Raw genomic sequence first — 15,838 nt, forward strand, 5'->3', positions numbered from 1 at the left:
GCAAGCTGCTCGCCGCCGTCTACTCCGTCGCCAAGCGTCGCAAGCCCTTCACCCCGCTGCTGCCGACAGCCCCCTCCCCGAACCCCTCCCCATGCGCAAACGGTTGACTGAGACTCACGGCATCTCAGTCCTCCAGCGCCCGGTACGCGCCTTGGGAGAACTCCAGGGACAGGGCCCCGTCTTCGGGGCCCTGCACCGTTCGCTGGAGCAACAGGAGGGCCGTCAGGTCCTGCCGGGGATCGATGAAGAACGTCGGGCCGTAGCCGCCCGCCCAGCCGTAGCGGCCCGCGGTGGGGGAGATGCCGTCCGGCTTCGTGCACACGGCCCCACCGAAGCTCCACCCGGATGCATCCCAGAAGCCGGGGAAGAAGGGCGAGCGGGCCTTCTGCTCCTCCGAAAGCTGATCCGTCAGCAGCTCCTGGATGCTCGCGGAGGACAGCAGGCGGGTGCCCCCCGCTGCTCCCCGGCCCAGCAGCATCCGGCAGAAGGCGAGGAGGTCATCGGCCGTGGACACCAGCCCGCCCTGTCCGCCTCCCGAAGGAAACGCGGGGGGCCGCGACCAGAAGCTGTCCGCCGGGGTGTCCCACGCTTTCAGCCTCCCCGTGGCGGGGTCGCGCGAGTACGCCGTCGTGAGCCGGTCGCGCTTCTCCTCGGGTACGGTGAACGCCGTGTCCTTCATGCCGAGCGGCACGAACAGCCGCTCGCGCAGGAACGCGTCGAAGCGCATGCCCGAAGCCCGCGCCACCAACACGCCCAGGACCTCATAGCCGGTGTGGTAGGCCCACCGCTCCCCGGGCTGATAGCGGAGTGGCAGCGCGCCCAGCCGTCGCATGAATTCGTCGGACGGCGCCGTGAGCAGGTGGAAGCCAGGCGCCACCTGGGCCTCGGCCATGGCTCGCTGGATGGGGTGCGTGCCGGGCGGCGCCATCACCGCGCCCAGCCCCCACCGCAGCGTGAGCAGGTCGCGCACGGTGATGGCCCGCTTCGCGGGAACGGTGTCGTCGAGCGGGCCGTCGGGCGTGCGCAGGACGCGGCGGTTCGCCAGCTCCGGCAGCCACGGGTCGACGGCGCCGTCGAGCGGGAGCTTCCCGTCCTCCACGAGCATCAACGTGGCCACCGCCGTGATGGGCTTGCCCATGGACGCGAGCCGGAAGAGGCTGTCCCGCCGCATGGGCGGACCCGAGGGCTCGAGGTCCTGCGTCCCCAGCGTGTCGACGTGCACGGTGTCTCCGCGCGCGATCAGGGCGACGAGGCCTGGAAGCTCACCGCGCTCGACGTGCCCCCGCAGGACGGACGTCACGTCGGCCAGCCGTGTCTGGGAAAGCGCGGCGGAGCGTCGGGTCATGGCCTTGAGTCTAGCCCTGCGACGTCGGCCGTGAGGCCCGGAGCTTGGGGGCGGCCGGGCGCTCAGCGCTTCGCGAGGACGAAGGCGGTGACGGAATAGCGCTGGTGGCCCCGGGCCTCGGCGGTCCACTCGGTCACGCGATGGGGGGCGCCCTTCGCGCGGAAGATGAACACCGAGTTGAAGAGCGGCGGGACGCGCATCATGTCCGCGTCCACCTCCGGATGCCGGAAGGTGAGGACGCCGCCGAAGCGGTCCTCCCAGGGGCGCGTGAAGTTGTAGACGACCGCGAGCCCTTCCTCGTCCGTGTCCCGGTGCTCTGGAAAATACTCGCCCACCTCCATGCGCGACACCTGCACCTGCCGCGTCTCCAGCGGCTCGGGCCAGCCCACCAGCGCGGCGTGGAATGCCGCGCCGTCCGCGCTCTGGAGCCACGCGCAGAAGTCCGTCAGCACCGAGGGCACCTGCTGATTCAACGGCGCGATGTGCAGGGGATAGGGCCCGTGGTGGTGGCGCACGAAGCGCGCCTCGCGCAGGGCCTGATGCACGGCCTCGGCGCGCTCGGGGAGGAGGGCGTCCCGGAGGCAGAGGTGGGGCACCCGTCCGCCTTCGATGAACTCCCGGCGGAGGGTGGCGTGCAGGGCCGCGGACGCCGAGGCCAGGCGCGTCCAGGCGACCGCGGACGCCGGGAACACCTCCGGCCTCGGGGCCGGGACCGGGCCGAAGATGCTGTCGGCGAAGCCCGGGATGAAGAACCCGCTCGGGCGCTCACGCCTTGGAGACGAGGTAGCTGGCGAGCCGGGTGATGACTTTGCCGTCGCGCGGGTCATCGAAGAAGGAGATGGCGGGAGTGGGGTTGAATTCAAGCGCCACGAAGGCACCCTCCGGCGTGCGCCGCAGGTCCACCGCAGTGAAGACCATGCCCAGCGCCCTGGCGCCCTTCAGGCACACCGCCCAGGCCTCCTTGGGCAGGCGGGCGGGCTTCACCCGGTGCAGGTTCTGCCGCGCGTCCACCACGCCGTCGGTGGGGATGTGGAAGGCGGACACGGGCTCGCCGTCGAGCACGTAGGCGCGGAACTCGTCGCCTTGGATCTGCTCCTGGAAGAGCACCGGGCAGTTGGCGAGCAGTTGGAGGCGCGCCTCGGTGAGGTCCGCCTCCTCCACCTTGCGCACCAGCGCGCCGCCGCCCAGCGGCTTGTAGACGACGGCCCGGTGGCGCGCGACGAACGCTCGCACCGCGTCCGGCGAGGCGGTGGCCAGGGTGCTGGGGACGGGAACGCGGTGACGGCGCAGCAGGGCCAGCTGGTGCAGCTTCAGGTAGTGCAGCTCCACCGCCTCCAGCGGGTTGACGAACGAGCCGCCGCGCCGGTGGAGCGAACGCAGCACGGAGTGGAGGAACGACTGGCGCTCCCGCTCCGCCAGGTACTGCTCCTGCCAGCGCGGGAAGTTGCGCTCGGACAGGGCCTCGGCCTCGGGGACCGGGAGCGAGAGGCGCACGAGCTTGAGGTAGAACGAGCGCAGGTCGCTGAGACATTCACCGTCCCAGTGCACCTCGCCGTCCTCCCAGCTCAACGCGGCGGAGTCCGGGACCCGGTCCGTCTCCAGGACGATGGCTCGCGCGCGGCGCCGCTCCACCGCTTCCGCGACGAAGCGGGTGGCGTCATCCGAGCGCGAGCCGATGACCACGACCTTCTTGCGAGACGTCATGAGGTCCGTGACTTCGCCCGTCCGGTGCTCAGACCGGGCTGTCCATCTTGACCTTCACCATGCCGCCATCCAGCGGCTTGAAGTCCGGGAGCTTCGAGCCGTGGGTGGGGTCGTCCATCATGACCTTCACCATGCCGCCATCCGGCGGATTGAAGTCGGGCAGGTTCGAGCCGCGGGTGGGGTCATCCATCATGACCTTCACCATGCCGCCATCCGGCGGATTGAAGTCGGGCAGGTTCGAGCCGCGGGTGGGGTCGTCCATCATGACCTTCACCATGCCGCCATCCGGAGGATTGAAGTCGGGCAGGTTCGAGCCGCGGGTGGGGTCGTCCATCATGACCTTCACCATGCCGTTGTCCGGCGGAGTGAGGTCCGGGAGCTTCGAGCCACGGGTGGGGTCATCCATCATGACCTTCACCATGCCGTTGTCCTTCGGCTGCTTGCGGCCGATGCCGTCACCAACGAACTGATCCGCGAGCTCCCGCGCCTTCGGGGTCAACTTGACCTTCTCGAAGGCGTCGCGCACCTCGGTCTTCTGCTGGGGGCTCAGCTGGCTCGCGTCCGTGCCCTGGAGCGCCTTCTTGAGGGCCGGGGCGCCCACTGCCTTGCCGCTCGTGCTGGCGGTCTTCAGGGCGGTCTGGAGCGACGAGACGATGCCCGTGGGGGATTTGATCTGGGTCATGAAGATTCCTTTGCGAAGGTTATCGACGGACCCCGGCTGGGAGTTGCTTGATTCTGCGAAGCTGAGAGGCCCCGGGAGGGCGGGGCGCTGCCCGGCTGTCTGCTGCCTTCCGTCAACCCGTGCGCGACCCAACCCTTGAAGACAAGGGGAGGAGACGCCATGGCGGGCCGAGACGACGGATTGCTGGTGCGAGCCCTCACGGAGTCGGTGCGGCCGCTCCAGGGGACTCAGGCGGACCTCGACCCCCTGATGGACCGGGTGGGTGACGCGCGGTGCGTGCTCATCGGCGAGGCGACCCACGGCACGCATGAGTTCTACCGGCTGCGCGCGCTCTTGACGCGCCGCCTCATCGTGGAGAAGGGCTTCAACGCCGTCGCCGTGGAGGCGGACTGGCCGGACGCGTACCGCATCAACCGCTACGTGCGCGCCATGGGGCCCGACGCGGACGCCGCGGAGGCGCTCTCCGACTTCCAGCGCTTCCCCGCCTGGATGTGGCGCAACGCGGACGTGCTCGACTTCGCGGGCTGGCTGCGGACGCACAACGACCGCCACACCGCGCGAGGGAAGGTCGGGTTCTACGGCCTGGACCTCTACAGCCTCCACGCCTCCATGGGCGCGGTGCTGAAGTACCTGGACCGCGCGGACCCGGAGGCCGCGAAGCGCGCCCGCCACCGCTACGCGTGCTTCGAGCACTTCGGGGAGGACCCGCAGGACTACGGCCACGCGACCTCGCTGGGGCTGTCGCCGGACTGCGAGCGGCAGGTCGTCGCCCAGCTCCGGGACCTCCAGCGGGAGCGCGAGGCCCTGCTGCACCGCGACGGGCCCATGGCGGAGGACGCGCAGTTCGAGGCGGAGCAGAACGCGCGGGTCGTCCAGAACGCCGAGGAGTACTACCGGTCCATGTTCCACGGGCGTGTCTCGTCCTGGAACCTGCGCGACACGCACATGGCGGACACGCTGGACGCGCTGATGGGCTTCCTGACGCGGCGCGCGAGCGTCGCGCGGGTCGTGGTCTGGGCCCACAACTCGCACGTCGGGGATGCGCGCGCGACGGAGATGGGGGCCTCGGGCGAGGTGAACCTGGGACAGCTGACGCGCCAGCGGCACCCGGGCGCGACGCGGCTCATCGGCTTCAGCACGTACCAGGGCACCGTCACCGCGGCCTCCAACTGGGGCGGCGCCGCCGAGCGCAAGCGGGTCCGTCACGGCCTGGCGGGCAGCTGCGAGTCCCTCTTCCATCAGGTCCGGCTGCCGGGCTTCCTGCTGGACCTCCGCGAGCTGGGCGAGGCCGCTGGAGCGCTCCGCGAGCGGCGCCTGCAGCGGGCCATCGGCGTCATCTACCGGCCCGAGACGGAGCGCCGGAGCCACTACTTCCACACCCGGCTGCCGGAGCAGTTCGACGCCCTGCTGCACATCGATGAGACGCGTGCGCTCGAGCCGCTGGAGCGCACCGCCGGATGGGAGCGGGGCGAGGCCCCGGAGACCTATCCGACGGGCCTGTAGCGGCGACGGGCTCAGGGGGCCCGGGAGGGGCGATGATACAGCTTGCGCAGCTCCTCCTTGGCCTCCTGGAGCGCCCGCTTGCGGGACGCAGGCAGGTTCCGGCCCGCGCGGTTGCCGTAGAACGACAGCATCGACATGGCGGACTGGAACGGCGACGCCTTGCGCCGGTGACTCCGCTCCGCGGAGCGCTTCACCGAGCGGGCGATCTCCTTCGGTGAACGCTTGAAGACCTGGTCCTCCAGCGTCATCGCGTCACTGTGCTCCGTGACCGACCGGGACCAGTAGCGGCGCTTCGCCGCGGGGCGCTTCGTCGCGCCGCGGGAGGCGGGGGGCGTGCGCTTGCGAGAGGGCGTGGGGCCGTGCGGCTTCTTCGTCCGGGTGGGCATCTCGGCTACCTCCGGGGCCCGCGGGTCGCCTTGCGGGTCGCCGCCGCTCTGCGGGCGGCCGTCTTGCGGGCGGTGGTCTTGCGCCCGCGGGAGGCGCTCTTCGCCTGGGCGGACAGGGCCTTCTTGGACGCCGCCTGACGGCCTTCGCGCTGGAGCACCCCCTCGATGGCCTTGCCCCGCTTCTTCGAGGGCGCCCGGGGCTCGCGCTCCTGCTGGCCCACCTCCAGGTCCTGCTTCGCGGAGCGCCGGGTGCGCGCGGAGGTCTGCTCCTTCGTGGGTGGCTTCAGCGGCACGCCCGCGCGGCGCGCCTTCGACAGGCCGATGGCGATGGCCTGCTTCGAAGAGCGTGCGCCGTGCGCGCCTTCGCGGATGTGCTCCAGCTCCTCGTGCACGAACTCACCCGCCGCGGTGCTGGGGATCTTTCCTTCGCGCAGGTCCTGCTTCGCTCGGTCAACGGTCGCCTTGTCGGGCATGGCGTCCTCCCATTCGGGTTACGGTCCTGGCCCAAAGGTGCGGACGCTCCGCGCCCAGGCAAGCCGTGCCCTGTCTCCGGAGGGAGCCCCATGCGGTGGTGGTGCCTCGCGCTGTTGCTCGCTTCCTGTTCGGCGCACCGGTCCTCCGGTGGCGGCATGCCGGCCGCCGCGAGCGAGCGGGACCTGCGCGCCCGCCTCCACGAGGCCCGGGGCGAAGCCGCCACCGAGTCCCGGCAGTGGGGCGTGGCGGCGGCATCGTTCGCGCTCGCCAGGGCGTCGCGGGACTCGCGCGCGGCGCAGTGGGGCCAGGGGCAGGCGATGGCGCGCGCCTCCACGCTTCGCTGGTCGAGGCGCATCCAGGGGTCGGTGCTCGCCCTGGCGTTCACGCCGGACGGCCGGGTGCTGGCGTCCGGGCACCACGACTCCGTCGTCCGGCTCTGGGACGCGGAGCGCGGCGAGCTGATGGCGGAGCTGAAGGGCCACACGGCCGAGGTCCACGCCGTCGCCTTCTCCCCGGACGGCCGCTGGCTGGCTTCCGCGGGAAGGCCCGGAGCGCTCCGCATCTGGGACTGGCGCCAGGGCCAGCTGCAAGCGGTGATTCCGGGCCACACCGATGTCGTGCTCGGGCTGGCCTTCTCCCCCGATGGCGGCCGGCTGGCCTCCGGTGGCCTGGACAAGGCGGTCCGCGTCTGGGACGCGCGGACCGGCGCCGAGCAGCTCCGCTTCGAGCACGATGACAACGTCATCGCCGTGGCCTTCTCCCCGGACGGCGGGCGGCTCCTGTCCACGAGCGCGGACCGGAGCGCGCGGGTCTGGGACCTGGCGTCGCGCAAGGAGGTCCATCGCCTCCTGGGGCACGGGGAGAAGGTGGAGGCGGGCGCGTTCTCCTCGGATGGACAGCGCATCATGACGGCGGCGGGCGACCGGGCCGTGCGCTTCTGGGACGCCCGGTCCGGGCGGCTCACGGACGTGTTTCGCAACGCGGGCAACGTCTCCGTGGCGGCCATCGACGGCGGGTTCCAGTGTCTGGTCCAGGGCGGCTGGGACGGGCGCGTGCAGCGCATCGACGGACGCGGGGGCGCGCTGCTGGAGCGGCTGGATGCGCATCACGCCTCCGTGATGAGCGTGGCCTTGTCGCCGGACGGGCGCACGTTCGCTTCGGGCGGGATGGATGGGGTCCTGAACGTGTGGCGCCGGCCGGAGCTGCCCGCGGAGGCGGTGCTGGGCGGGCAGGGGGACTGGGTGGAGGCGCTCGCGTTCTCCCAGGACCGCGAGCTGCTCGCGGGCAGTGAGGCCGGCTGGCGGCGGTGGCGCGTCGCGGAGGGGACGGACCCCGCTCCAGCGCCTGGGGGCGCGGAGGCCGCGGTGTCCCTGGCGGTGAGCCCCGACCGCGAGCGCATCGCGGTGGGCACGATGAAGGGGAGGGCGCTCGTGCTGGACGCGCGCTCGGGGCGGGTGCTGCTGGAGCTGCCCGGGGTGAACGGCTCCGTGCGCGCGGTGGCCTTCAGCCCGGACGGGGCGCTCGTCGCGGTGGCGGGAGACCCGGACATCCAGCTCTGGTCGGTGTCCGACGGCAGGCCCGTGGGGCTGCTCCAGGGCCACACCGGCAAGGTCTGGGCCCTGGCCTTCGACAGCACGGGCCGCAGGCTCGCGTCGGGCGGCGCGGACAAGACGGCGCGGACGTGGGACGTGGCACGGCGTCAGCCCCTGCTGCGGCTCGACCTGGGCGAGCCCGTGCGCGCCGTGGCGTTCACCCCGTCCGAGCCCCACCTGGTGACGGCGGGAATGCGGCAGCCCCTTCGCGTCTGGGACGCGGAGGAGGGCCGGCTGCTGAAGGCGATGGACGCGCAGGCCGTGGGCGTGCTGGCCCTGGCCGTGTCCCCGGACGGCCGCTTCCTGGCCTCGTCGGGCGTGGAGGAGGGCGTGAAGCTCTGGGGCCTGCCCTCCGGAGAACACCTGGGGACCCTCACGGGGCAGCAGGGCTTCCTGGCGGCCCTGGCCTTCTCCCCGGACGGCGCGCTCCTCGTCTCCGCGGCCTCTGACGGGACGCTCCAGTTGAACCGGTTCGGGGCCAGCGCGCATCCGCCCCCGGCGGGAGCGGGCATCGAGGACCTCCTGCGACGCTACGGGCTCGTCTGGGACGAGGCGCGGCTCCGCGTCCTGCCTCGCTGAGCCGTCCGGCGGCTTCCAGGCGCTCAGACGCCGGGGGCCGCCGCCGCGCTTCCAGCCGCCACGCGCGAGCGCAGGTCCTGCTTGAGGCCCAGCGCGAAGAGCACCAGCGTGAGCAGGTACACGGGCTCGATGAAGAAGAGCAGCGGGCCGCCCAGGGACAGGCCGTGGGTCTTCTTCTCGAAGACGACGTGGGCGCCCACCACCATCGCGAAGCGGAACACCATGACGCCCCCCGCGATGCCCGCGGACGTCCCCGTGGGGAGCCGGGCCACGGCCTCCGCGGCGAGCAGCGTGGGCGCCAGCGGCAGGGCCATGAGCAGGCCGGCGGTCCACTCCAGCGTCATGGCGTACACGGCCACCGCGGCCACCAGCAGGTGCGCGGCGGTGACGGGCGTGCCGGGCACGCGCACCCAGCACAGCGGCACCAGCAGCGCGAAGGTGAAGAGGTAGGCCCCCACGAAGTGCACGGCGCGGCTGACACCGTTCTCATGCAGGGGCATCCAGACGCGCATCTTGTCGGCGAAGCTCATGGCGCCGCACCGTAGGCCATCCGCGCCCCGGATGCCTCCCCCGGGGGGAGGGGCCGGACGCCGCGCACCCCGGGGCGCGAGAATAAGCCTTCATTGGGGCGTACCTGAGGGGCAGCCGCATTCCTGCCGCTGCATTCACCCCGAAGGTCCTTCCCCGATGAAACAACTCCTGTCTCCAGACATCGCGCGCCGCGCGTTCCGTCACGCCGGCGTCAAGGTGGCCGCCGTCGCCACGGCGGGCCTGGCGCTCACCAGCGCCATCAGCTTCGCGTCCGTGTCCGCGCGCACGCGGCCCCACGACTTCACGCAGGCGGACGTGGACGCCATCGTCGCGCAGATCCGCCAGGTGCCGACGGACACGTTCTACGTCCGGCTGCCCACCTTCTCGCCCCGGGGCGGCGTCAACGGCTCGCGCCTCTACGGCACGCTGCCCATCGCCTACGTGCGGCGCATGGCCAGCGCCCAGAACGTCGTCCTCAACGAGGAGGCGAACATCATGGGCCTGGTGATGGATCCGAACACCGAGGCGGGGCAGGCGTCGGGCGCCCAGTCGCAGCGCGTGGCCTTCGCCATCGACGCCATCCTCGCGGACATCACCCCCGGCTCGTACCAGTTCCTGAAATAGCCATGAACCCCGTCCCATCGCGACCAGAGGGGGATGAACGCCGGGCGGCCCGCTGGGCGTGCATCGCGGTGCTGCACCTGGCCGCGGTGGGCGCCTTCCTCTGGACAGGCCTGGCGCGCGTGAGCTCGGACGCCGCGTTCGACCGGGGCGTCCGGACCTACCAGGGCCTCTCCGGCGTCCTCAGCGACTACCGCTACTTCGCGCCCGCGGTGGCCAGCGACTCGCGGACCGGCTTCCTCATCGAGCAGCGCGACGGAAGCTCCCTGTTCGAGCCCCTGACCTCCGACGAGGTGGAGGTGGCGCGCCGCTACCGCTGCATCGTCGCGTCCGGCCTGCGCGCCAACCGGAAGACGCAGGACGTGCTGGCGCAGTCCTGGGCGGCGGTGATGCTGGGCCTCCACCCGGAGGCCACCCGCGTCACCGTCGTCATCCAGTCGTACCAGCTCCCCACCCTGGAGGACTGGGCCGCCGGCGCGAGGGCGGACTGGGCCATCCACTACACCGGGACCTTCGGCCGCCGTGACGGCCCGGAGCCCGAGGCCACGCCATGAACCGTGTCCAGACCCGGCTGCGGCGCTTCTGGCTGGAGCCCGCCGCCCCCGACGGGCTCGCCTTCCTGCGCATCGCCGTCGCGCTCCTCTCGCTCGTCCAGCTCGCCATCCTCTGGCCGCACCTGCCGGAGCTGTACGGCAACTTCGGCCTCGTCCAATGGGTCATCACCGACGTGGGCGCGGGCGACTGGGCGCCCAGCCTGGGGACGCTGGGGCTCCTGCTGGCGCCGCTGGGCGTCACGACGATGACCACGATGTACGCCGTGTTCGTCCTCTACGCGGTGGGCCTGGCGGGGCTGCTCGTGGGCTACCGCACGCGCGTGTTCGCGGTGCTCGCCTGGTCCACGCACGGCCTGACGTCCGCGAACGCGTACCTGTCGCTGTACGGCGTGGACACCATCCTCCATGTGCTCTTCTTCTACCTGGTGTTCATGCCGTCCGCGGGGCGCTGGTCGCTGGACGCGAGGGCCGGCCGCGCCTTCACCGGCCCTTCGTCCACGGCGCGGGTGGCGCTGCGCACGCTCCAGCTCCACCTGTGCTTCATCTACCTGGACACCGGCCTCGCCAAGGCCCAGGGGCCCCAGTGGTGGAGCGGCGAGGCCCTCTGGCGCGCGCTGATGCAGCCGCAGTTCCAGGCCTTCGACTTCTCGTGGCTCGCGGCGTACCCGGTGCTGGCGAAGGTCGCCTGCTGGGGCACGCTGCTCATCGAGGTGGGCTACGCGGGGATGATCTGGGTCCCCCGGCTGCGGCGGCCCTGGCTGGTGGCCACGCTGCTGCTGCACGCGGGCATCGCCGTCTGCCTGCGCCTGTGGCTGTTCTCCCTGACGATGATGGCCTTCAACCTGGCCGCCTTCGCCTGGGCGTGGCGAGCCTCGGAGGCGCCGGCCCGGGAAGGGCCCTCGGAGCCGGCCCCGGACCCCGCGCTCCAGCCGGTGTGAAACCCCGAAGGGCGCCGCGCATCAGGGGGGCGCAACCTGAACCGGAAGAAGGGGTGGACCATGAGAATCCTTGTGACGGGTGCGACGGGCTACATCGGCGCGGCGGTGGTGGACGCGCTGAAGCGGGCAGGGCACCAGGTGGTGGGGCTGGCGCGGTCGGACGCGGCGCGGAGCAAGCTCGCCGCCCGGGGCGTCCAGGTGGCCCAGGGCGACCTGAAGGACCCGGCGGGGCTGGCGGCCGCGGTGAAGGACGTGGACGCGGTCATCTGGACCGCGACGTCCAACGACAAGGACGTGGACGCGCCGGCCGTGGCGGCGGTGGCGGACGCGCTCCAGGGCACGAACAAGGCGTTCCTCTACACGAGCGGCGTCTGGGTGCACGGTGACACGCAGGGCGTCGCCAACGAGGACTCGCCGCTGAGGTCGACGCCGCTCGTCGCCTGGCGCCCCGGGGTGGAGCAGCGCGTGCTGGGCACGCCGGGCGTGCGCGCCATCGTCATCCGCCCGGGCGTCGTCTACGGGCAGGGCACCGGCATCCCCGCCATGCTCACCGGCTCCGCGAAGGACGGGGGCGCCGTGCGCTACGTGGGCACGGGGGAGAACCACTGGGCGGTGGTGTTCGTGGATGACCTGGCGGACCTCTACGTGCGCGCCGTGGAGAAGGCGCCCGCGGGGACCGTCCTCCTCGCCACGCAGGGCCCAGGCGTGAAGGTGAGGGACGCCGCCCAGGCCGCGAGCGAGGGCGCGGGCGTGGCCGGCAGGACGGTGGCGTGGCCGCTGGAGGAGGCCCGCAAGCAGCTCGGTCCGTTCGCGGACGCGCTGGCGCTGGATCAACGCTTCTCGTCCCAGAAGGCGGAGACGCTCCTGGGCTGGGCGCCCCAGGGCCCCAGCCTCCTCGACGAGCTGCGCACCGGCTCCTACGCGCGCCGCTGAAGCGCCGGACGCCTTGCCCGCACCGGCTTGGGGGGCCGGTGCGCGGGCGTCAGTCGATGAGGGGCGTCTGGGATTGCGTCCGGGTGACGGGACTCATCGCGAAACACCGGGACTGTGATGCCTTTGGATCCGGGAGATTCCGGGCAAGGCCAGACAGTTCCGTCTCGGTTGGCGAGGGTGTTTTTCCCAGCCTGCGAGAACGCCCGCCCGAGGGGTGAAACACATCGCGGGGACGGGAGTGATTGTTTATAGACGTGACGTCCAGGCCCGTCTGGAGGCGTCACTGAAGCACTCGCACCACAAGCACCTTCCAACACACTCAGTGTATTGGTTCCTGGCGGGCCTGGCCTTGCTCTACGTGGAGGCGGCGGCGCTGCTGGACCCCCTGGGGGTGCCGCTGCTCCCTCACTCGGTGGTCCAGGACGTGCTCCGGAGCGGGTTCGGCTTCTCCCTGCTCCTGCTGGGCATCCCCTGCTGCCTCTGGGGCCTGGGCTGGCGGGCCCGGGACCTCTTCGCCTGGCTGCTGGCGCCGCACACGCTGACGGTGGAGGCCGAGGGCCTGCGCGCGGACGCCACGTGGATCCGCTGGCGGGACGTGCGGGAGATCGTCGAGCAGCGGGCGCACGACCGGCTCATCCTGCGCCACGCGGGCGGGACGCTGCGGCTGCGGTTGGACCTCAGGACGAGGTGGACAAGGGCTACGCGTCCCGCGAGCTGAACATCGTCGCCCAGGGGCGGACCCGGAAGTTCGACGAAGCGAAGGTCATCAACGCGCCAGTCCTGCTGGCCTGTCTGTCAGGCCGGCTGGCCGGCTGACCCCTCCACGGACATCCCGACATGGAAATCTACCGCTCCCCCCAGTCCAGGAAGCAGGCGGAGAAGCCTCGCGCCATCTACTACTCGCGGACCCGGCTCATCGCGGGCGTGGTCATCTAGGTGCTGGCGACGGTCCTCTTCGGCGCCTGGGAAGACATGGAGGAGAACGTCTACCTCGACCAGTCCTACATGGGCCTGCCCGTCCTGAAGATGGCGCAGATCAAGACCACGCTCGCGAAGCCCCGCGTGAAGAAGCTGCGCGTCTCCGCGCTCGCCATGGACAGCGACGAGTACATGGCGCTCTGCGACAGCTACAGCCAGGGCGGCCTGCCTCCGGCCACGCGCTGACGCCGCCTGTGGGGTGGGCGTGGCGCCGTGGGTGCGCGCCCCTCCGTCCTCGCCGCGGCGTGCCGCTGGGGTGAACGCCGGAGACCTGGGGCGGTGCTCCGGCGTCCGTCGCGAGGGCCCTACGCGGGCAGCGTGCCCTGGCCGGTGGCCAGCGTGTTCATGAAGGACTTCACCTTCTGCACGTAGGTGGCGTCGCCCGTGCCCGCGGGGATGGCGTCCGGGTTGCTCTTGTCCACGCCGTTGGGGCCGGAGTTGTAGGCGCGCAGGGCCAGCTCATCGCTGCCGAACTGCGCCTTCATGTCCTTCATGTAGTAGGCGCCGGCGAGGATGTTGGTCTCCGGGTCGGCGAGGTCCTTGCCCTGGAGCTCCGGGTACTTGGCCTGCAGCTCCTTGTAGGTGTTGGGGTTGACCTGCATCAGGCCGGTGTCCGTCAGGCCGTTGCCGCCGTTGGTGGTGACGGCCTCCAGGTTGCCGCGCGACTCCTGCCAGATCTGCGCGGCCAGCATCTCCGCGGGCATGCCCGTCTTGGCGGAGGCGGACTCGATGGCGCTGCGGAACTTCTCCAGGCCCGGGGGCAGGTTGTTGCCCAGCTTCGTGCCGCCGCCCTGGGACGAGGACGCCTGCTGCGAGGTCGACGGGCCCACGACGCCCGTGTTGCCGTTGGACGCCGGGGGCTGCGAGGTCGCCGGGGCCGGGGTGCTGGCGCCGCCGTCGAGCGACACGGGAGGACGGCTCGACGTGTCCTGCGGCGTGAAGCTGCTGTCGGAGAAGGGCTGCGAGCCCGTGCCGCACTGCCCACCCGAGGCGCCCTGCGCGCCCTGGAGCCCCTGCGCGCCACCGGCCGCCTGCGCCACCAACTGCACGACGGAGGACAGCACCGTCAGCGTGTCCTGCAGCAGCTTGCCCAGCTCCGCGCCCTTGCCGGAGCCGACGTCGAAGCCGTCCTGCTGGAGCGCCGCGAGGCCCGGCGAGCCCGGCTTCTGGCTGGAGGAGAACCCGTCCACGCCACCCGGACGGCCCGCGAGGCGGGGGGAGGCGGCGTCCTGCACGGGCAGGCGGGACACGGGAGCGGAGGCGCTGCGAAGGGGCGAGATGGCCATGGCGGGGAACCTCGAAAGGGGATGGGGTTTCGGGTGTGCTGCGATGCAGGACCCCATAGCAGCGGGCGTGCCAGCCCCCGCGGGCCACCAGGCCGCGCGCAACCCATGGATTTCACGAGCACCCCGAGGCGCTCCCGGGGCCTGGGGCTGGTGACTCGTGTCACCGGTCCGATGCCCACCGTCATCAGCCGAACCCACCGGTCTCCAGGCATGGCGGAGGGAGCGCGCCTCGTGCAGAACACGTCCATGGCCGACATCACCCACCGCGTTGTCCAGACGAACGGCGTCCACCTGCACCTGGCGGAGGCGGGCCAGGGGCCGCTGGTGCTGCTCCTCCATGGCTGGCCGGAGTCCGGGTACTCGTGGCGCCACCAGCTCGTGGCGCTGGCGGAGGCGGGCTACCACGCGGTCGCGCCGGATGTTCGCGGCTACGGCCAGAGCGACAAGCCGGAGCCCATCGAGGCGTACAGCATGAAGGCGCTGCTGGCGGACTTCGTGGGCCTGCTCGACGCGCTGGGGGAGCGGACCGCGGTGGTCGTGGGGCACGACTGGGGCGCGGCGATGGCGTGGAGCTGCGCCGCGCTGCACCCGGACCGCTTCCGCGCCGTCGTGGGCATGAGCGTGCCGCACCTGGGCCGCGCGCCTCTGCCGCCGACGCAGCTCTTCCGGCGCATGTTCAAGGACACGTGGTTCTACATCCTCTACTTCCAGGAGCCGGGCGTCGCGGAGGCGGAGCTCGAAGCGGACATCCCGAGGACGGTCCGCATCCTCCTGGCAGGCAGCCCCGGCTTCGATTCGCGAGCCCAGGGCGTGAAGGCGCGCCGCGAGGGCGACGGCCTCCTCACCGGCGTCGAGGTGCCGGACACGCTGCCCGCGTGGCTGACGGAGGCGGACCTCGCGCACTTCGCGAAGGAGCTGGAGCACAGCGGCTTCCGGGGTGGGCTCAATCGCTATCGCAACATGGACCGGGACTGGGAGGAGCTGCCCGAGCTGGCGACCGCGCTCATCCGGCAGCCCGCCCTGTTCATCGTCGGGGAGAAGGACCCGGGGCGCGCCTTCGCGCCGGTGGAGCCCATGAAGGCGCTGGTGCCCGGCCTCCGGGACATGCTCGTCCTCCCGGGGGCGGGCCACTGGATCCAGCAGGAGCGCCCCGAGGAGGTGAACGCCGCCCTGCTGTCCTTCCTGAGGTCATTGCCCACGTGAGCCCGTGACGGGGCGGGGCCTCCCTGTCAGGGATTGGGAGCGTCCTTCAGCAGTAGAATGGAGCTGGAGAAGCCCGGTCCCAGCACTGGCCCGAACACACCTACCGGGTTGATGACAGAGCGCTCCAGGGCGCCGCCTTCGCGGGCGAGGAAATCCCAGGCCGCGCGCTCTGCCCGCGTCTTGGACCTCCCGTACGCGCCCACGCCGGGGCGCTGTGGGGCCGTCCAGTCCGTCTCAGTGAACTGATGCCTTTCGGGTGGATGGCCCATAGCCGATGGCCGCCAACGAGGAGGGCAGCACCGCGCGGTGGCACCCAGCTCGCGCGAGGCGCGCAGCATGCGGAGCGCTCCTTCCCGAGCAGGGGTGAGCAGCTCGCCCTCGTGCCGGGGAGGCCAGCGGGGAAGGCTAGGCCGTGTCCGCAAATCAGAGCCAGAGGCGGATGGAGGCGATTTGGACCATCGCGAGGTAGTTGGCGGCGCGCTTCTCGTAGCGCGTCGCCACCCGCCGGTTCTGCTTCAAGCGATTGAAG

Annotated in this window: 18 protein-coding genes and 1 pseudogene; 10 read left to right on the top strand and 9 right to left on the bottom strand. The window is 71.9% G+C overall.

Annotated elements, in window-relative coordinates:
• Positions 1–124: 124 nt before the first annotated feature.
• From U8525_RS33680 to U8525_RS33695, 4 genes are all read right to left on the bottom strand, one after another.
• Positions 125–1,345 carry a serine hydrolase domain-containing protein gene (locus U8525_RS33680; RefSeq protein WP_374270842.1) on the bottom strand — a complete coding sequence of 407 codons (1,221 nt, stop codon included), beginning with the start codon at positions 1,343–1,345 and terminating at the stop codon, positions 125–127.
• Positions 1,346–1,407: 62 nt separating this feature from the next.
• On the bottom strand, positions 1,408–2,037 hold the full coding sequence (locus U8525_RS33685; protein WP_374270843.1) for a 2OG-Fe(II) oxygenase: 630 nt from the start codon (positions 2,035–2,037) through the stop codon (positions 1,408–1,410).
• Between the two features lie 73 nt (positions 2,038–2,110).
• Positions 2,111–3,049 carry a RimK family alpha-L-glutamate ligase gene (locus tag U8525_RS33690; protein WP_374270844.1) on the bottom strand — a complete coding sequence of 313 codons (939 nt, stop codon included), beginning with the start codon at positions 3,047–3,049 and terminating at the stop codon, positions 2,111–2,113.
• A 28-nt stretch (positions 3,050–3,077) separates the two neighbouring features.
• On the bottom strand, positions 3,078–3,731 hold the full coding sequence (locus U8525_RS33695) for a hypothetical protein (protein ID WP_374270845.1): 654 nt from the start codon (positions 3,729–3,731) through the stop codon (positions 3,078–3,080).
• A gap of 159 nt (positions 3,732–3,890) precedes the next feature.
• On the opposite strand from U8525_RS33695, the gene U8525_RS33700 reads away from it, so the two are divergent.
• A complete protein-coding gene (locus U8525_RS33700) occupies positions 3,891–5,234 on the top strand; it encodes an erythromycin esterase family protein (protein WP_374270846.1) in 1,344 nt (447 codons plus the stop codon).
• Between the two features lie 11 nt (positions 5,235–5,245).
• Here the strand turns inward: U8525_RS33700 and U8525_RS33705 are convergent, their stop codons facing one another.
• Together U8525_RS33705 and U8525_RS33710 are read right to left on the bottom strand one after the other, a co-directional pair.
• The gene (locus tag U8525_RS33705) at positions 5,246–5,620 is read right to left on the bottom strand and encodes a DUF3175 domain-containing protein (RefSeq protein WP_374270847.1); all 375 of its coding nucleotides are present in this window, start codon (positions 5,618–5,620) and stop codon (positions 5,246–5,248) included.
• Between the two features lie 5 nt (positions 5,621–5,625).
• A complete protein-coding gene (locus tag U8525_RS33710; RefSeq protein WP_374270848.1) occupies positions 5,626–6,093 on the bottom strand; it encodes a DUF6496 domain-containing protein in 468 nt (155 codons plus the stop codon).
• A 90-nt stretch (positions 6,094–6,183) separates the two neighbouring features.
• Between U8525_RS33710 and U8525_RS33715 the strand changes: the two genes are divergently transcribed.
• Positions 6,184–8,265, top strand: a complete 2,082-nt coding sequence (locus U8525_RS33715) for a WD40 repeat domain-containing protein (protein WP_374270849.1) — start codon at positions 6,184–6,186, stop codon at positions 8,263–8,265.
• Between the two features lie 23 nt (positions 8,266–8,288).
• On the opposite strand, the gene U8525_RS33720 is transcribed toward U8525_RS33715, so the two are convergent.
• On the bottom strand, positions 8,289–8,795 hold the full coding sequence (locus U8525_RS33720) for an Mpo1-like protein (RefSeq protein WP_374270850.1): 507 nt from the start codon (positions 8,793–8,795) through the stop codon (positions 8,289–8,291).
• Positions 8,796–8,952: 157 nt separating this feature from the next.
• Between U8525_RS33720 and U8525_RS33725 the strand changes: the two genes are divergently transcribed.
• The 7 genes from U8525_RS33725 to U8525_RS33755 all read left to right on the top strand — a co-directional run bounded on the left by U8525_RS33725 (position 8,953) and on the right by U8525_RS33755 (position 13,006).
• Positions 8,953–9,420, top strand: a complete 468-nt coding sequence (locus tag U8525_RS33725) for a hypothetical protein (RefSeq protein ID WP_374270851.1) — start codon at positions 8,953–8,955, stop codon at positions 9,418–9,420.
• A gap of 2 nt (positions 9,421–9,422) precedes the next feature.
• A complete protein-coding gene (locus U8525_RS33730; protein ID WP_374270852.1) occupies positions 9,423–9,971 on the top strand; it encodes a hypothetical protein in 549 nt (182 codons plus the stop codon).
• Positions 9,968–10,909, top strand: a complete 942-nt coding sequence (locus U8525_RS33735) for an HTTM domain-containing protein (RefSeq protein WP_374270853.1) — start codon at positions 9,968–9,970, stop codon at positions 10,907–10,909. Before U8525_RS33730 ends, U8525_RS33735 begins: the two co-directional genes overlap by 4 nt.
• Before the next feature lie 60 nt (positions 10,910–10,969).
• Positions 10,970–11,842: an NAD-dependent epimerase/dehydratase family protein gene (locus U8525_RS33740; RefSeq protein ID WP_374270854.1), complete on the top strand. Its 873-nt coding sequence runs from the start codon at positions 10,970–10,972 to the stop codon at positions 11,840–11,842.
• A gap of 322 nt (positions 11,843–12,164) precedes the next feature.
• On the top strand, positions 12,165–12,560 hold the full coding sequence (locus tag U8525_RS33745; RefSeq protein ID WP_374270855.1) for a hypothetical protein: 396 nt from the start codon (positions 12,165–12,167) through the stop codon (positions 12,558–12,560).
• Entirely contained in the window at positions 12,530–12,658 is a 129-nt protein-coding gene (locus U8525_RS33750) for a hypothetical protein (RefSeq protein WP_374270856.1), read from the top strand. Before U8525_RS33745 ends, U8525_RS33750 begins: the two co-directional genes overlap by 31 nt.
• Positions 12,659–12,778: 120 nt before the next feature.
• Positions 12,779–13,006, top strand: coding sequence for a hypothetical protein (locus tag U8525_RS33755; protein ID WP_374270857.1), 228 nt, complete (start codon positions 12,779–12,781; stop codon positions 13,004–13,006).
• Positions 13,007–13,125: 119 nt separating this feature from the next.
• Here U8525_RS33755 and U8525_RS33760 read toward each other — a convergent pair whose 3' ends face one another.
• Positions 13,126–14,106, bottom strand: coding sequence for a lytic transglycosylase domain-containing protein (locus U8525_RS33760; protein ID WP_374270858.1), 981 nt, complete (start codon positions 14,104–14,106; stop codon positions 13,126–13,128).
• A 246-nt stretch (positions 14,107–14,352) separates the two neighbouring features.
• On the opposite strand from U8525_RS33760, the gene U8525_RS33765 reads away from it, so the two are divergent.
• The gene (locus U8525_RS33765) at positions 14,353–15,309 is read left to right on the top strand and encodes an alpha/beta fold hydrolase (protein WP_374270859.1); all 957 of its coding nucleotides are present in this window, start codon (positions 14,353–14,355) and stop codon (positions 15,307–15,309) included.
• A 423-nt stretch (positions 15,310–15,732) separates the two neighbouring features.
• On the opposite strand, the pseudogene U8525_RS33770 reads toward U8525_RS33765, so the two are convergent.
• Positions 15,733–15,838: pseudogene (locus U8525_RS33770) on the bottom strand (IS5/IS1182 family transposase); the annotation flags it as partial.

This window comes from Corallococcus sp. RDP092CA (assembly GCF_041903675.1).
GTDB lineage: Bacteria > Myxococcota > Myxococcia > Myxococcales > Myxococcaceae > Corallococcus.

Bases quoted from the DNA above. Each gene is read 5' to 3' on its own strand.
- U8525_RS33710 (WP_374270848.1), bottom strand. From the start codon at position 6,093: ATGCCCGACAAGGCGACCGTTGACCGAGCGAAGCAGGACCTGCGCGAA.
- U8525_RS33705 (WP_374270847.1), bottom strand. From the start codon at position 5,620: ATGCCCACCCGGACGAAGAAGCCGCACGGCCCCACGCCCTCTCGCAAG.
- U8525_RS33735 (WP_374270853.1), top strand. From the start codon at position 9,968: ATGAACCGTGTCCAGACCCGGCTGCGGCGCTTCTGGCTGGAGCCCGCC.
- U8525_RS33760 (WP_374270858.1), bottom strand. From the start codon at position 14,106: ATGGCCATCTCGCCCCTTCGCAGCGCCTCCGCTCCCGTGTCCCGCCTG.
- U8525_RS33765 (WP_374270859.1), top strand. From the start codon at position 14,353: ATGGCCGACATCACCCACCGCGTTGTCCAGACGAACGGCGTCCACCTG.
- U8525_RS33715 (WP_374270849.1), top strand. From the start codon at position 6,184: ATGCGGTGGTGGTGCCTCGCGCTGTTGCTCGCTTCCTGTTCGGCGCAC.
- U8525_RS33730 (WP_374270852.1), top strand. From the start codon at position 9,423: ATGAACCCCGTCCCATCGCGACCAGAGGGGGATGAACGCCGGGCGGCC.
- U8525_RS33740 (WP_374270854.1), top strand. From the start codon at position 10,970: ATGAGAATCCTTGTGACGGGTGCGACGGGCTACATCGGCGCGGCGGTG.
- U8525_RS33700 (WP_374270846.1), top strand. From the start codon at position 3,891: ATGGCGGGCCGAGACGACGGATTGCTGGTGCGAGCCCTCACGGAGTCG.
- U8525_RS33725 (WP_374270851.1), top strand. From the start codon at position 8,953: ATGAAACAACTCCTGTCTCCAGACATCGCGCGCCGCGCGTTCCGTCAC.
- U8525_RS33720 (WP_374270850.1), bottom strand. From the start codon at position 8,795: ATGAGCTTCGCCGACAAGATGCGCGTCTGGATGCCCCTGCATGAGAAC.
- U8525_RS33680 (WP_374270842.1), bottom strand. From the start codon at position 1,345: ATGACCCGACGCTCCGCCGCGCTTTCCCAGACACGGCTGGCCGACGTG.
- U8525_RS33690 (WP_374270844.1), bottom strand. From the start codon at position 3,049: ATGACGTCTCGCAAGAAGGTCGTGGTCATCGGCTCGCGCTCGGATGAC.
- U8525_RS33695 (WP_374270845.1), bottom strand. From the start codon at position 3,731: ATGACCCAGATCAAATCCCCCACGGGCATCGTCTCGTCGCTCCAGACC.